This window comes from Ferviditalea candida, from assembly GCF_035282765.1.
Classification (GTDB): Bacteria; Bacillota; Bacilli; order Paenibacillales; family KCTC-25726; genus Ferviditalea; species Ferviditalea candida.
Window position 1 is genome coordinate 1 of the sequence record NZ_JAYJLD010000024.1, and the last position, 15,512, is coordinate 15,512.

Sequence of the window (15,512 nt, forward strand, 5' to 3'; positions counted from 1 at the left end):
TCGTAATGGGATATGTTCTTGGCTGAACGGTTCCCAGTATAACAAGAGGCGCTTTTTGTTTTCAAAGGGCAAATTACTTCATTACAGGAATGGCTCCTTATATTCAACAATTAGAACATTCATTATCATCGAAGCTCTGGAAAAAGCAGAATTTCATTTTATTGGGGTTTCACAAGTGTTCTCGTGAAAACCCGCAGTGAAACTACCACAAATGCTGCAAAACTCGGGGATCCATCAAGTTGGTGTCGATGGAGCAGGGAGCCGCATCCTTGCCGTACTGCCAAAGCCAGACGTTGGAGGCGCATGGAGGAGCGGAGGGCTTGAAGGTCGGGGCCTCCGCCTTAGTTGTCGGCCCGGGCAAGGGAGCGGCGCTCCAAAGCACCGATTGGGTACGGACAAGCGGCTGGGCGGAAGACGCTTTGCAGTAAGCGGAGCTGAAATTCCTTTCCACCGGATCATGGTAGAATCCCGGCCTGTATCCGCTGGGATACAGGGTTTCCACCCATCCGCGTATCCAGGCGTCATCCACTGAGAAAAACTTCTCTATATTCGCAAACAAAAACACATCGCTCGGCACATCGAGCATTTTTGCATGATAAACGGCATTGCGCGCTATGATTCTACCTTTGTCATATCCGGTTGCTATCCGGAAATCACTGTAAATGGGCAAAATCTTGATTCCTTTTCCATGCAAAAAATCCGCTTCCGACCGTGTCAGACCGTCAGCGTAACCAGACACTGTTTTTAAATAACGTCCCCAGAATACGGGAGCTCCGAAATTTCCCACTACACATTGATAGCTGCTGGCGCTAACCCTTGCAGCCGAATCCACTCCCCAAAGCTGCGCCATTTCCTCATCTCCTTAATTTCGTAAATCAGGGCAGACCCTTCCTGCCTATACTATATGCTTTTGGTGAGTAGTTGTGAGACCCCGGCAGATATTTTGCGGTATTTGGGTTTGTGAGAACCACATATGCTTTTTGGAGTCCAAAGAGGCGCGGCAGCCGTCCCAAATGCCTGTCTTAAAACGAAAAGCCTCCCATAAAGGAAGGCCGTAAACTTAATTCCTGAATTTACCTATAATGTCCAATAAATACTTTAACATTACAGAGAGGCCGCCAACGAAATACGCAATCACAAGAATCCATCCGGTAGGATCAATAGGCACCATGTTCACCATAAATTCCAATGGCACGATATAGTATAGGATATCCTTCAAATAACCTAATACAAAAGTTGGATTAAACGGGCCTTCAATCAATGATTGGAAAAGGGTCACCAGAAGATCAATGAACATGAGTCCCCAAACGGCCCACATTGTATAGACGATCCAGCTTGCCAGCGTAGAGGTCATTATCATCACCACCTTTCAACATCCTATGCTATAGGAGTACAAGGTGTATGGACTTTAATGCAAAAACGTGGCATGGACATGTTTATGTAAGTGAACGTATCTGCTGATTTTTAATAAAGCAAAGACTGCCGAGATATCTCGACAGTCTTACTATGTATCTCATGAATTTTTTACTTAAATATTCATATCGGTATGCATTTTTAACGGATAACATTAATAAGATGAATCGGACAAGTAGATCGTTATGAGTAGGTGGGCCATGTATTTTTTGATCTTTTTGGTATCCTATCCGATCGTAACTTTTTTACTCAGTATCGGTTTATTAAACGAGCCTGTATCCTCAAATAAAATGATTGGGATTGTTCTTGTTGTTACGGGACTTTTTATTATTGCAAAGTAAATCTGACAAGAAATTGATTGATTCTGGATGGGATGTGGTGGAATGTCCGGTATCATTATTGCAATCCTGGCGACAGTCAGTTATTCGTTGTCTTATGTTTTTTTGCGGAAAGCCCAGACAACATCCAACCTTCCTGACCATGGTTTGTTTCCTGTTCTAGGCATTGGCGGTTTTATGCTGGGATTAAGTTTATTGATCCAAATCTTTCGATCTCCAAATCAATTCGAAGCTGTTCCAAATTTAAATCATTTGATCATGTACTGCATCATTGTCGGAATTACCGGTACGTTGATCGGGCGTAGGGCCTTTTATGCCGCAATTCATGATCTGGGAGCCACAAGAAGCGTAATCATCAAGACTCTACAGCCGGTGATCACCATGATGATTGCCGTTACCATTCTGGGGGAAACGTTCAACCGAACGGATATGATAGGAATTGTCCTGTTATTAACCGGTGTAGCTTTGCTCTATCTCGAACCAATCATATTGCCTCCTTTAAGATTAAAATTTATACATCATGGCCTAATGCTCGGTTTTTTTGCGGCCTCATTGTATGGAATCAGTGATGTCATAAGAAAAATAGTCATGCATTATCCGATCAGTCCTTTGTTTGCGGCTGGTATTGAAATGAACGCTGCCTTTTTCGTCTATCTTTTGGTATTAGCGATAAGGGGACGCCTTCGAGATTATGTAAATCAATATATTCATGTTTTTAATAGGAATCTATTGATGGCAGGGGTATTGTCGGCATCCGGAAGGATCTTATTTTTCACAGCACTGATTACCACTCCCGTATTTGTCGCTTCTCCGATCCTTGCTATCCAGCCGATACTCGTTGCATTATTTTCAGTCATATTTCGAGTATCAGAAAAAATAGGTTTGTTTGTCTATATTTCCGTGATCATGGTTACGATAAGTATTATAGTGATTGGTTCTAACTAAGTCAGAACATAATGCGTTCTTAAGGTGGTGTTTTTTTTGTGGATCATTAAAACAGTTCATAAAAGAGATGAAGATGGCGGGATTGCAGCTCTAGAACTGGAAACAGAAGATAAGCGTCTTGATGTTAATGTAAGATGGGATGGTTGTACAGAAATACACGTATTTTCAGTCACTGAGGAAAATCGCGAACTTAAAGATGTATTTCATACGTGTGATTTAAAAGGATTTATTGAAGCGTTGCAGACCCTTGATAGCGCTTGTCAGGATTACTTTGGTGAGGGAAGTTATTGGGAACGAAGGGAAGATGATGAAGAATAGATCAAATATATTGGACACAGTAACCATCGGGTGATCGTTTAATTGGAGTATAGTTAAAGAATGTGGAATAAATAAGAGAATCGCCCGTTGAGAGTTTCTCAACAGGCTGAGCCATGTGTCCGTCAAGGATGCGTGGCTTTTTTACCGCATAAGAATTTATAAGTTTCCGGGTTCTCGGAAAGTAAATTCTTATCGGTATGAAAACTTCCTTGGCTCCCGAAGTGGTTTACTGCGTAAACCTGTAGGTCTCGTTCCTTGAAAGGACTTCGTAGAAGTTTGCATTATTAACTTTTATATTGAGGTTCCTCTTTTTCGATTTGCTGTAAACGAGGGTTGACTTGGTCGATGATGTTCTGTGTTTGTTGTGCGGCGTTCGTAAACATTGTTTTTGCTTGTTGGTTCTGGGTGTTCAATGCAAATGTTTCAAAACTTGCCTGCGCACTTTTCAATGAAGCGATCGCGGTTTTGAGTTGTGTTGCTACGGTCATTTTTTCACCCCCTCCATTTCTTTTTTTTACCACATTCGGAAAGTTTAAGTTCACTAAAGCGTTAAAGCAAACTAACTTTCCGGTCGGCATGAAAAGCTACCGCTAAAGAAGGACTCGACGACATCTTCGAGAAGGCTCCGATAGGAGCTTTTCTTAATATGTCGTTTACTGACGAGATCATGAATGGGAAATTAAGGCGATCAATTTTCGCAACATAATAATTTAAAAAGTATGTGAATACCTTGTTTCCAATATTCCCATAATAATTTTGTATTTTTTTTGAACATCAAGCATTCAGGGAGGTTCGTATGCAAAACCGAATAAGAACGCTAGTAACAGATTCCCTCATCATCGGTATCGATGTCGGATCGACAACGGTTAAAGCAACGGTCGTCGATCCTGAGACCAAAAAAATTCTGTGGTCGGATTACCAGCGCCATCATACCAAACAGGCCGAGATGGTGCTTGAATTTTTGGTGCGCATCGGCAGCGAATTTTCGCATATCGAGCGGGATAAGATCCGGGTATTCGTTACAGGTTCCGGCGGCGGACCGATCGCCGAGCACATCGGCGCGAAGTTCGTGCAGGAAGTAAATGCGGTAACGATGGCGGTGGAACAACTGCATCCCGACGTCGGCAGCGTTATCGAATTGGGAGGACAAGATGCCAAGATCATCATTTATAAAATGAACGAGGAGACCGGCGATAAGCAGGCTTTGACCTCGATGAACGACAAGTGCGCTTCCGGCACCGGTGCGACCATTGACAAATGCATGATTAAAGCGGGTATGCCGGCGGAAGAATTGGGCAAGCTGAGATTTGATGATGCCAAGCTGCATCACGTGGCGGCAAAATGCGGCGTATTTGCCGAAACGGATATCGTGAACCTTGTGAAAAGCGGTATTCCTTCTTCGGAAATCATGTGCTCTTTGGCCGATGCCATCGTCATGCAGAATCTTTCCGTTTTGACCCGCGGGAATACCCTCAGGCACAAGGTTCTCTTATTGGGAGGCCCCAATACGTATCTGCCTTTCCTGCAGGATTGCTGGCGCAAGCGCATCCCCCAATCTTGGGAGGATCGCGGCTACGATTACCCGAAGGATGTTCAAATGGACGAGCTGATTTTTGTCCCTGACAATTCCCAATATTATGCCGCCTATGGCGCGGTCATTTACGGACAGTACGAACCTGCCGATGTCGGAATCTATAAAGGGATTGAAGAACTGAAGACATTCATCGCCCACGGAAGAAAAGCGAAGCTGGGTGAAAAAGCGGGCGCGCCATTGGTCAGCGGACAAGAGGAGTTGGAAGAATTCCGCAGGCTTTACAGCATCCCGAAATTTACGCCGGCGGCCTTTCAACCGGGGCAGAAGGTCAGAGCGGCGATCGGACTGGACGGAGGATCGACTTCTTCCAAAGCCGTTCTGGTCGATGAAAACGGTGAAATTCTGCTGAAAGAGTATCAGCTGTCGAAAGGCAATCCGATTCAGGATACGAAAGAGCTTCTCGGAAAAATTCGGGACAAGGTCCTGTCGGCGGGAGCCGAACTGGAAATTGCCGGGTTCGGGGCGACGGGGTATGCAGCCGATGTGTTGGAAAAAACCTTAAAAGCGGATGTCAATATCGTGGAGACTGTGGCCCATATGATGAGCGCCGTCCATTATTTCGGCGATATCGACGTGATTTGTGATATCGGCGGCCAGGACATCAAAGTGCTTTTTTTGAAGAATGGGGATATCCGAAATTTCCGATTGTCCAACCAATGCTCCGCCGGAAACGGCATGCTGCTGCAGGCGATGGCTGACCAATTTGGAATCCCGATTCAGGAATATGCGGAGACGGCTTTTAAAGCGGAGCTTTCGCCCAAATTTTCTTATGGCTGCGCCGTTTTCCTGGATACGGACCGCGTGAATTTTCAAAAGGAGGGATATTCCAAAGAGGAATTATTGACCGGGCTCGCCCTCGTTCTTCCGAAGAACGTCTGGCAGTATGTCGTGCAGATTCCGCGCATGTCCGAATTGGGCCGCAAATTCGTCCTGCAGGGCGGAACCCAACACAACCTGGCGGCCGTCAAGGCGCAGGTCGATTACATTAAACAGCGGGTTCCGGATGCAGAAGTCTATGTCCATCCGCATACGGGAGAGGCGGGTGCTATCGGTGCGGCCATGGAAACCCTGCGGGTCGTGAAGCGGAGAGGATATTCCACATTTCTCGGATTGGATGCGGCGATCGGCATCGAATACTCGTCCCGCAACGATGAATCCACCCGCTGCGGCTTCTGTCCGAATCATTGCAGCAGAACCTTTATCGACACGCAGACGCCGGATGGACAAACCGCCCGCTACATCTCCGGATTCAGCTGCGAAAAGGGAACGGTGGAAGACAAGGAAGCCGTCATTCAGCTGACTCGGGAACGCCAGCAGCTCAAAAAACAGTATCCGAACCTGGTGGAATATGAATCAAAGCGCATGTTCCAGCATTTCTACGATCCGGATCCGCTGCCCGAAACAGGGGAATTGGTGGAAGACCTTCAACTGAAACGGACGTGGATGGGGTTGGGAGGCATCCGATATGTCCCGTATCAGCGGTCAATCGAACGATCCGGGGCGGATGCGATGGAGAAGCGGAAACAACTGCGAATCGGCATCCCGAGAGTCCTGAATATCTGGACGACCGCCCCTTTCTGGCGGACTTACTTTGAGACGCTTGGCTTTGATCAGCGCAACATCGTGTTCAGCGACTATACGAGCGAGGAAATGTGGCAGGCGGGCGGAAAGTACGGATCCATCGATCCCTGCTATCCCTCCAAGGTAGCCCAGGCCCATGTTCATAATTTGTTGTTTAAGCATCACAGCGAAGAAAAACCGTTAAACTGCATCTTTTTTCCGTGCATCACACATATTCCGACTCACCTTCACAATGTCATGGACTCCGCCAGCTGTCCGATCGTGGCAGGCGCGCCGGAAGTGATCAAAGCCGCTTTTACGAAGGAAACCGACTTCTTTCAAACCAGGGGGATCACCTATCTCGATCCGGCGGTGACGTTTACGGAGCGGCATATGATGAAAAAACAATTGTTCGAAGCATTCAGAGAGCATCTGCAGATCACCGAGGACGAAAGCGACTTTGCGGTGGAACAAGGATGGAAGGCAATGGATATCTTTGACGCCGAAATGCAGGAGCGTGGAAGGATGATTCTCGAGCAGGTGGAAGCGGAAAACCGCATGGCCATTCTGATGATCGGCCGCCCCTATCATTCCGATCCCGGTCTGAATCACGGCGTTCTTGAGGAATTTCAGGTGCTGGGTTATCCGATTCTGTCCATGCGCTCCATTCCTAAGGACGAAGCATGGCTGCGCCGCTTTTTCAAGGACGATTTGGAAACGGGGCGAACACAATATGCACTGGAGGTCACCGATGTATGGCCGGAAAACTTCAGTTCCAATAGTGTACAAAAAGTTTGGGCCGCCAAATTCGCCGCCCGCCATCCTCATGTCGCCGTGCTGGATTTATCCAGCTTCAAATGCGGCCATGATGCTCCTACCTATGGCATGATCGACTCGATCATTTCAACGGCAGGCACTCCGTATTCCGCGCTTCATGATATCGATGCCAACAAACCGGGCGGTTCGATCAAGATCCGGGTCAAGACATATGCCCACAGTTTGGGACTGCATGAAGAGCGATTGCAGGATACGGCGGAGAAAAAGGCGGAACTGCAGCGTCTTTTGGATCAAAAAAGAAGCGAATTGTTGCGCCGGCAGAAAATCGAATCGCTTCAGGCGTATTCCGAATCGTTGGACAAGGCTCGGACAGGCAATTAATAAGAGCTCGCGATTAAATTAGTTCTACTTTTGGCGGCAAAGTATCAAGCGGTTTAATTGATCTTTGCCAATTTAGTAGAAGTTATTTCATCGCGATGCATAACGTTCAAAAAGGAGTGTTTCAACGATGTCTATTATAAAAGAACTTCCCGTCATTTCCGAACAGGAACGATCGGATCGTGTCCAGCGAGTATTCGAGGAGGAATTGCTGCGGTTTAAAGCGGAAAAGGAAAAGGAGATGGGCTTGATCCTGGGGAATAAGGAGCAATGGTTCGATCCCGTACCCCGGCAATTTTTTGCCAAAGACAAGGCTTCTACGACCATTTTGTTCGGCGGCCTCACGATGGCGCATGATTACCTGGTGGAGGGATCTCTCAAAGGATTGGGATACAACGTCAAACATCTCGACTGCCCGGATACGGATTCCCTTCGTTTCGGCAAAGAATTCGGCAACAGGGGGCAATGCAATCCGACGTATTTCACGGTGGGGAATTTGGTGAAATACCTGCATCATCTTCGGGACGTGGAAGGAAAATCCAAGGAGGAAATCGTCCGCAACTACCTTTTCATTACAAGCGGATCCTGCGGTCCGTGCCGCTTCGGGACTTACGTGACCGAATACCGCAAGGCGCTGAGAGATGCCGGATTTGACGGTTTTCGCGTGCTGCTGTTCCAGCAGCAGGACGGGTTAAAGCAGGCCACCGGCGAGGAATCGGCTCTGAAACTGGACAGTGCTTTCTTCATAACCTTTTTGAAGGCTGTCCTGCTGGGGGATATATTAAATGCGCTGGGTTACCGGATCCGCCCGTACGAAGTCGTGCCCGGCTCGACGGATGCCGCCTTGGAACGCTGCAAAACTGTTTTATATCAAGCGATGAATGAGCGCAAATGGCTGCTTCCGGCATTATACCGCTGCCGCAAAGAACTGCAGGCGGTCAAAGTGAACCGGACGCGGGTAAAACCGAAAGTAAGCATCATCGGCGAATTTTGGGCGATGACGACCGAAGGCGACGGCAACTATCAGCTTCAGCGTTTTCTCGAAAGCGAAGGAGCGGAAGTGGAGGTTCAATCGCTTACGGCGTGGATTTTGTATCTGATATGGGAAGGCCGATATGATACGATCAGGCGCATGAAGCTGCGCGGCAGGGACGGAGGCCGCTACGGACTGGAAGGGAAAAATCCGGTTGTGCGCCTGCGCATGCTGGGTTTGGCGGATCGCGCCATTCGGGTGATGTTTCAAACCTATGCGAAGGCGATCGGTCTGCAGGATTACCACTTGCCGGATATGGACGAGATCGCGCGCGTTTCCCATCAGCATTACAATAATCATCTTAGAGGCGGAGAAGGCCACATGGAAGTGGGCAAGCTGATCCTGAACGTGGTGAAGAAAAAGGTCAACATGACCGTCTCCGTCAAGCCGTTCGGCTGCATGCCGTCATCCGGCGTTTCCGACGGGGTTCAGTCGCTGATTACCGAGCTTCACCCGGAAGCGATTTTTCTGCCGATTGAAACAACCGGAGACGGGGCGATCAATGTATACAGCCGGATCCAAATGATGCTGTTCAAGGCCAAACAGGCGGCCCAAAAGGAATTTGACGAAGCCCTTGCGAAGAAAGGCTTTACGTTGGAGCAGTACCATCAAATCTTCAGCCGTTCCCAATTCACCCGACCGTTAAAAACCGCACGTCACGTCGTTTCCTGCACGGCCGCCAACTCCGTTTACAGTATAAGCGGTATTTCCAATTGGCCGCCCGTCCGTCGGAACAAGCAGCAAATGCAAGAGGTATAGGATAGTTAAATAAATTGTGAAAACACTCCCGAGAACGAACATCCTGGGAGTGTTTTTTTGTTGTTTGAATAGCGAAACATGATTACTGCTAATTCTTTGCAAACATTCTCATAAACCAATGAAAAAGACTAATAATCAACCTATAATTTCAGTCTAACCTCTCCAATTAAAGATTTCGTTACAATAAATATTTTTTGACATCCGGCGTCATTTTTTAGATCTTTCGTAACGTTGCAACTTTCCCATCAAAATCAAATGTGAACCTTGTGTCAGGCAGGTTGGGCAAATGACTTATGCCGGATTATATGAAGGCTAATGTCTCGATAAAACAAATTTTGGGAGTAATATGAAAATGAATCATGCAAACAGTAACTTTTGGTATGGGAATGTAACTCCGTTGAGGCCGTATGACTATTACAACAATAATTACAACTATGACAATAACAATCACAAAAGTCCCTATTTTGATATGCTGTATAGTTTTCACCATCATTACCCACACGTAAAGCATCATCATGTCCATCACCATTATCATCATGCTGTTCGAACAGACAATCAAGATCAATAAATAATTAACACATAAAAGCCGACACGAAACTGTCGACTTTCTACATGACAGGATTTGATATGCCCTTGCAAAGGGTTTTGCTACGACATGGGAACCTGGGGGATGACTCTTTCTTCAATCCGTTCGAAGATATCTTCCAAATCCGGGCCGGTGATGGTCAGTCCGTGATTTTTTAATCCGATGACGGCTCTTGCCGGTTCGGCTTCCTGCTTGATCAATTCCGATACCGTTTTTGCAAGTTCAATGGTACCGCAGGGATAGTTTATTTCTGTCGCTTTGACGCCATCCATCCATGCATGAATATGAATGATGGCGCCGATGTCGGGATGTTCGGCATAGATCATCCAGTGTTCAATCGCATCCACGGATACCCGATTGGGAATTAAATTTGCAGGGACGCTGAGCTGTATCGCCTTCGAATTTGCTTCGTACCCCTTTACCAGAAGAATGTCTTGCCCGATTTTTTTTAAATTCGCTTTATCTGCACCCGACGCGCTCATCCAAAAACTGTTTTGATCCTTGCGGCTGCTGAGATTGCCGTAGCTGAGTCCTCCGATCCCATAAAGTTTTTTGAGATGCCTCATATCGCGGGGATTCAAATAATCTTGAATCGGAAAGGGAGCCGGAAGCAAATTCATCCGGTCCAATCTTTGTCCTGCCAGGCTCAGTTTTGCAGCTGTTTCATCTCCGTCCCATAAGGATTCGGGCAAGTCTTGATAGAATTCATTATCGATCACCAATTGCGAAGAAGCCAAAGGTTCCAGGCGTTTAAATATCCTTTCATAAAAAGAAGTTTCCTCTTCCGGTTGATAGGAGACTTTGTAAAAACCCTGTTCCGGCGTTAAAAAGCAAACATCGGTTCCACTCCGATGATGGCAAATATAGATCAGGTGATTGGATAATGAGCGGATCAGATAAGGATAAGCTTCCTTTAAAGTCGGACCCGAGGTATGAAATGCTTCAATGATGGAGATCACGAAAGTTGCCTGAGCTTTCCTGCGAAAAGGCCGCGGGTTTTCCGGCCGGATAAAATGAAAAACCATCTGGACCGGATCCTCGGGTTCTTCAACATAATAGTATCCTTCCGACAGAAATTGTTGCTTCATACCCTCTGCAAATCTGGAAAGAAATGGGCTGTCAGGTGTTCCGTTCATCGTAAATTGCTTCATACGAAAGGTCCTCCTAATTCCAAAAAAATGCAAAACGCAGTATAAAAACATTAAGGTTCAAATACGACTTTCATGCATCCTTTACTCCTCTTGTTTACAATCGTCTGAAAAGCATCTTTATACTTTTCAAGCGGAAAGCGGTGCGTAATCAGCGGAGAAAGATCGACTTTTCCCGACTTCATCAATTCAATGGCGATTTGCAAGGTCCTCATTGGTTTTCCATGATATTGTTCCGTGCCGTAAGCAAAGCTGCCTTTGACATCGATTTCGTTCAGCCAAACCGCCGTCCAGTCAATCCGGTCCAGAATGCCGGCCAATCCAAGCAGCACTACTTTTCCTCCGCTTCGCACCAAACGCAGGGCATCATTGATGCTGCTGCTTTTGCCCACGCATTCAAACACCTGATCCGCTCCCCCCACTACGACGGGAGAACCGAAAAGCGGTTTTAATACCTTGGCATGAACGGCTTCGGCAATTTCATCAACATAATGATTGCCCCGGGAAAAACGGATAACCTGATCCGCTCCATAATGCATCGCCAGTTTCCCCTGGTAATCGTATTTGTACATAACGATGATTTTGCAGGGGATGTCCAATGCGCGAAGGGCGGCCACGACGCAGATTCCGATCGTGCCGGCGCCGATGACGAGAACGGTATCGTCCTTTCCGGGCCGATTCCGGAGTACGCTGTGGAGCGCGCAACTAAACGGTTCGACCATCACTCCGTTCAAATCGTCAACTTCTTCCGGCAGCTTCAGGACTTGAATTTGATGGGCGACCAGATAAGAACTCCAGCTTCCTCCCGTATCCCTGCATGCGCCGATCAGCGGTCCGGGCGAGATATCGCCGTCAGTCATGCGGGTGCAAAGGCTGTAATCCCCTTTCCGACATGCCTCACATGGATTGGAAATACCCCGTGCCAGGCAAGATAGAATGGGATCGACTACGACACGATCGCCCTTACGAAGGTCGGTTGCTTTTTTTCCCGTTTCACAGACTTTCCCGACCACTTCATGGCCGATCGTGAAAGGAAAGGAGGTCAAAGCGGAAGCGGAAGGGCTGTCGTGCAGATGAATCAGGTTTAAATCGCTGCCGCATATCCCTCCATAGGTCACTTTAATTTTCACCCATTCATCGTTCGGAAGCACCGGTGCGGACATTTGCCTGTCATATTTCAGACAAGATAAACCGGAGTTCCAGAGAAGGGAAGGAACCCATCTTCCCGCTGTTTTTCCAAACACATATCGGGGGATGCTGAATTGAAATTGCAGGGAGTGCAAAAAAATCACCTCTTCTTACATAATCGGGGACTCAACCATTGAAAGATCTGTTCAAGAGCGCGATGATGATTCAAATATTGATGGTTGCCCTGAGAAAACACAATGTTAGCTTTATCACTTGAAGAGATGGTTTCATGAAATTTCTGAATCTTTTCCGAATCCACAACCGGATCATCAAGATCGAAAAGGCATAAGGCAGGAAAATGAAATTTGGATGCTTCCTTCAGCGCTTTCGTTCCGTTCCGCAGCAATTCCGTGAACCAGCGAAGAGTATATTTAAATATCATGGGATCTTTCATCATTTCAGCCGTCCAGTCCGGAAATCTTGATTGAAACCTGAACTTGTCAAGTGTTTTATTCGATTCGAAGGCTTCGAGACACAAGCGGGGGACGAGGATAGAAGTCAGTTCAGCGAATCTCTTTAACAGATAAGGAATTTTGTAACGAATGCCGATCGCAGGGGAACATAGAATGACTCCGGTCGGTTCATAAAAAAAATGTTGAATGTATCGGATGACGATCAAACCGCCGAGACTGTATCCGCACAAAAAAACAGGTAATCCTGAATATTGCCGCCTTGCATGGATGAGGAATTGATGTAAATCCTGCAAATATTCCTGAAATTTATGTACATGACACCGATGTCCGCCGGAATGGCCAAAACCTCTAAGATCCGGAGCAATAAGAGCAATGTTGCGTTTTAAACATTCCATGCCCATGAGGGAATAATGTCCGGAATGTTCCCCGGCACCATGGATCAACAAGATAAGACCTTTGGGTTTGTCCGGCATCCAGACCCGATAAAATAGTGGAAGTTGTTGGAATTTTATATAGTTTGTCTGAAAAAGCAATTTTTTATACATCGCAATCCATCCCAATCATGTTCTTATGCTGTTTATGAAGCAAATCTAAGACAGTTTCTGCTGCAGCCAAAGGATTGAATTGTTGTCGAAACTGTTCGATGTTCTTTCGCAAAGGCTCAAATGCTTCTGAAGCAAACAATAATTTTTCGATCCAGTTGTCCACTCTTTTTACATGATCCATTCGGACGGCCAATCCGCGTTTTTCCAAATAATTGCAATTGCGTTCCTCATGCCCGGGAATGGGTTGAAAGATCAGCATCGGTACCCCTTTACTCAATGATTCGAAACACGTCAATCCACCCGGTTTGGTAATCAACAAGTCGGAAGCGTCCAGCAGTTTGTCGATGTTATCGACAAATCCCAGGATGACAATGTTGGGATGGTGAAATTGTTTGTCGTGCTGCAAGTGAAGCCTTAAATTGTCATTATTTCCCGTACAAATGATGATCTGAACCCGTTCCTTCCATTTGACCAACGAATAGGCCAGTTCCCGGATCCCGCCCAAACCCAAACCTCCGCCCATCACCAGGATGGTTGGCAAATTTTTTAAATTTAATAAATTTCGTGCCTCTTGTTTCGTTCGTTTCGTCCAAAAATTCAAAGTTACCGGAATGCCTGTAACGGCAATCTTTTCAGATGGAATTCCCATGGATATCAATTGCCGCTGCACTTCATGATCGGAAACCATATAAAGGTCAACTTCCGGTTGAATCCACATCGAATGGGCATGGAAATCCGTAATCACTGTACAGAAGCGAACGGGGTGTCCCAATCTTTTTAAACGGGATAAGGAAGAACTGGTAAAAGGATGTGTACAGATGGCCATTTGCGGCCTTTCATTCTCCAAAATTTGTTCCATTTTGCGATGAAACAGTTGGTATATTACATATTGCATTCGTTCAGAAATTGGCTGATTTTGATTCGAATCATAGATCTTTCTCCAAACCCGAGGATAGGCAGTAATCATTTTTTTGTAAGAACGAAGAGTCAGATTTGAAGCAAGGGGGTGAAGCAAGTTGGCTAATTCCACAATTTTTGTCCGCACTGCCGGTTCTTGAATGGAAATGCTTTGCGCCAATGCTTCCGCAGCTTTTGTATGCCCGTTTCCGAACGCCTCGGAAAAGATCAATATTTTGTTTTGCATAGCCTTCCCCTTTAACCTTTCTGATTTCCAAAAAGTAGTATTTCCTTTGCAAAAAAAGTGTATTCTGTTATTTAACTATAAAAATGATGATTTATGATCGGAGAGGAGGGGAAAAATGTATTTGTTTATCGTCAATACAATGTCCGGAAATGGAAAAGGAATGAAGGTGTGGAAACGCATTGAATCCATGCTTCAAAAACGGCAAGTTCATTATTTGGTCGAATTTTCAGCGAGTCCGACACATACGGCAGAACTTGTCCGGCAAACTGCAAAAAAACATAAAATAAAGGTTTTGGCCGTCGTAGGCGGTGATGGAACCGTTCAAAGCATGATTCATTCGGTGATTGGACGAAACATCCCGCTCGGAATTATTCCTGCGGGTTCGGGAAACGATTTGGCCAGAGGATTAAAAATTCCGTTAAATCCAAAAGAGGCGCTTCATTATTTATTGACAGGGGGAACGGGAAAAATTGACATCATTCAAATTGGAAACCAATACTGCATGACTGTCGTCGGAATCGGTATTGATGCAAAGGTGGCCCAAACAGTAAATCGATCAAGATATAAAAAATGGTTTAATCGTTTAAAGTTGGGCCATCTAGCTTATGTCTTGAGCTTTATTCAAGTTTTAACGCATTACCGGCCCGTCAAAGCAACGATTAAGGTGGATGGAAAGGAGTGGACTTTTCCGAAAACCTGGCTGATTGCTGTCGCTAATTTCCCGAATTATGGAGGAGGAATGATCATTTGTCCGGGAGCTTGTTATTTTGATGGAGAGTTTCACATTTGTATCGTTGATGGTCTTTCACGCTGGGAACTGTTGCGAATATTTCCCGCTGTATATAGAGGAAAGCATATTTATCGTTCAGGGGTAACCTTATTAAAGGGCAAGACGATTGAAGTGATTTCGGATTCGCCAATGCCGGCTCATGGCGATGGGGAAATAATGGGGGAAACCCCCATGAAGATCGATATTCTTGAGAAAGGACTTTCGGTAATTTGCCATGACTGACGGTTTATTACCATAAGTTTTTATTGATTTGGGCATTCGCCGTGTGCATGCTGGGTAAATCCCCATACACTGTTGATGTGACAGATGTCTTACAAATTTTTATAAGGAGGAAAATGGGCAATTTAATGAAACGGTCAAAAAAGATCATATTGCTTGACTGGACACATTGACATGGAGCGAAGTGTTGAATTGGAAAAGTTTCAAAAAAAATTAATGGACCGGTATATTACTTTGCGTACAGTTTACGGAACTTGAAAAAAATGCAATTAAGACTACGGTAAGGGATGTGACAGGATAATTATTGGCCACCGGAAAATTCCGGTGGTTTCATTGATTGAATAAAATCAAAATTTGATTGGCA

Annotated in this window: 13 protein-coding genes; 6 read left to right on the top strand and 7 right to left on the bottom strand. The window is 45.9% G+C overall.

All coding sequences use genetic code 11. From position 1 onward, the window contains the following. Positions 1-187 (top strand): hypothetical protein (locus tag VF724_RS14685; RefSeq protein ID WP_371755004.1); only part of this gene is annotated, 187 nt, incomplete at its 5' end. A 15-nt stretch (positions 188-202) separates the two neighbouring features. On the opposite strand, the gene VF724_RS14690 is transcribed toward VF724_RS14685, so the two are convergent. Together VF724_RS14690 and VF724_RS14695 are read right to left on the bottom strand one after the other, a co-directional pair. Continuing rightward, positions 203-850: a glycoside hydrolase domain-containing protein gene (locus VF724_RS14690; protein ID WP_371755005.1), complete on the bottom strand. Its 648-nt coding sequence runs from the start codon at positions 848-850 to the stop codon at positions 203-205. A gap of 210 nt (positions 851-1,060) precedes the next feature. Then, positions 1,061-1,366, bottom strand: coding sequence for a hypothetical protein (locus VF724_RS14695; protein WP_371755006.1), 306 nt, complete (start codon positions 1,364-1,366; stop codon positions 1,061-1,063). Positions 1,367-1,796: 430 nt separating this feature from the next. Between VF724_RS14695 and VF724_RS14700 the strand changes: the two genes are divergently transcribed. Next, the gene (locus VF724_RS14700) at positions 1,797-2,696 is read left to right on the top strand and encodes an EamA family transporter (RefSeq protein ID WP_371755007.1); all 900 of its coding nucleotides are present in this window, start codon (positions 1,797-1,799) and stop codon (positions 2,694-2,696) included. A 36-nt stretch (positions 2,697-2,732) separates the two neighbouring features. Next, a complete protein-coding gene (locus tag VF724_RS14705) occupies positions 2,733-3,014 on the top strand; it encodes a hypothetical protein (protein WP_371755008.1) in 282 nt (93 codons plus the stop codon). Between the two features lie 284 nt (positions 3,015-3,298). Here VF724_RS14705 and VF724_RS14710 read toward each other — a convergent pair whose 3' ends face one another. Next, positions 3,299-3,502 (bottom strand): DUF1657 domain-containing protein, encoded by a 204-nt coding sequence (locus tag VF724_RS14710; protein WP_371755009.1) that lies wholly within the window; start codon positions 3,500-3,502, stop codon positions 3,299-3,301. 308 nt (positions 3,503-3,810) lie between these two features. On the opposite strand from VF724_RS14710, the gene VF724_RS14715 reads away from it, so the two are divergent. Together VF724_RS14715 and VF724_RS14720 are read left to right on the top strand one after the other, a co-directional pair. Next, on the top strand, positions 3,811-7,326 hold the full coding sequence (locus tag VF724_RS14715; RefSeq protein WP_371755010.1) for a BadF/BadG/BcrA/BcrD ATPase family protein: 3,516 nt from the start codon (positions 3,811-3,813) through the stop codon (positions 7,324-7,326). 127 nt (positions 7,327-7,453) lie between these two features. Then, positions 7,454-9,115, top strand: coding sequence for a 2-hydroxyglutaryl-CoA dehydratase (locus tag VF724_RS14720; RefSeq protein WP_371755011.1), 1,662 nt, complete (start codon positions 7,454-7,456; stop codon positions 9,113-9,115). 648 nt (positions 9,116-9,763) lie between these two features. On the opposite strand, the gene VF724_RS14725 is transcribed toward VF724_RS14720, so the two are convergent. From VF724_RS14725 to VF724_RS14740, 4 genes are read right to left on the bottom strand one after another with little or no spacing between them, the layout of a single operon-like run. Next, the gene (locus VF724_RS14725; RefSeq protein WP_371755012.1) at positions 9,764-10,852 is read right to left on the bottom strand and encodes a class II aldolase/adducin family protein; all 1,089 of its coding nucleotides are present in this window, start codon (positions 10,850-10,852) and stop codon (positions 9,764-9,766) included. A gap of 50 nt (positions 10,853-10,902) precedes the next feature. After that, positions 10,903-12,132 (bottom strand): zinc-dependent alcohol dehydrogenase, encoded by a 1,230-nt coding sequence (locus tag VF724_RS14730; RefSeq protein ID WP_371755013.1) that lies wholly within the window; start codon positions 12,130-12,132, stop codon positions 10,903-10,905. Positions 12,133-12,137: 5 nt separating this feature from the next. Further along, on the bottom strand, positions 12,138-12,995 hold the full coding sequence (locus VF724_RS14735) for an alpha/beta fold hydrolase (protein WP_371755014.1): 858 nt from the start codon (positions 12,993-12,995) through the stop codon (positions 12,138-12,140). Then, complete coding sequence (locus VF724_RS14740) at positions 12,988-14,139, bottom strand: MGDG synthase family glycosyltransferase (protein WP_371755015.1); 1,152 nt, start codon at positions 14,137-14,139, stop codon at positions 12,988-12,990. The genes VF724_RS14735 and VF724_RS14740 overlap by 8 nt, the downstream gene beginning before the upstream one ends. 115 nt (positions 14,140-14,254) lie before the next feature. On the opposite strand from VF724_RS14740, the gene VF724_RS14745 reads away from it, so the two are divergent. Beyond that, complete coding sequence (locus VF724_RS14745) at positions 14,255-15,151, top strand: diacylglycerol/lipid kinase family protein (protein WP_371755016.1); 897 nt, start codon at positions 14,255-14,257, stop codon at positions 15,149-15,151. The last annotated feature ends 361 nt before the right edge of the window (positions 15,152-15,512 follow it).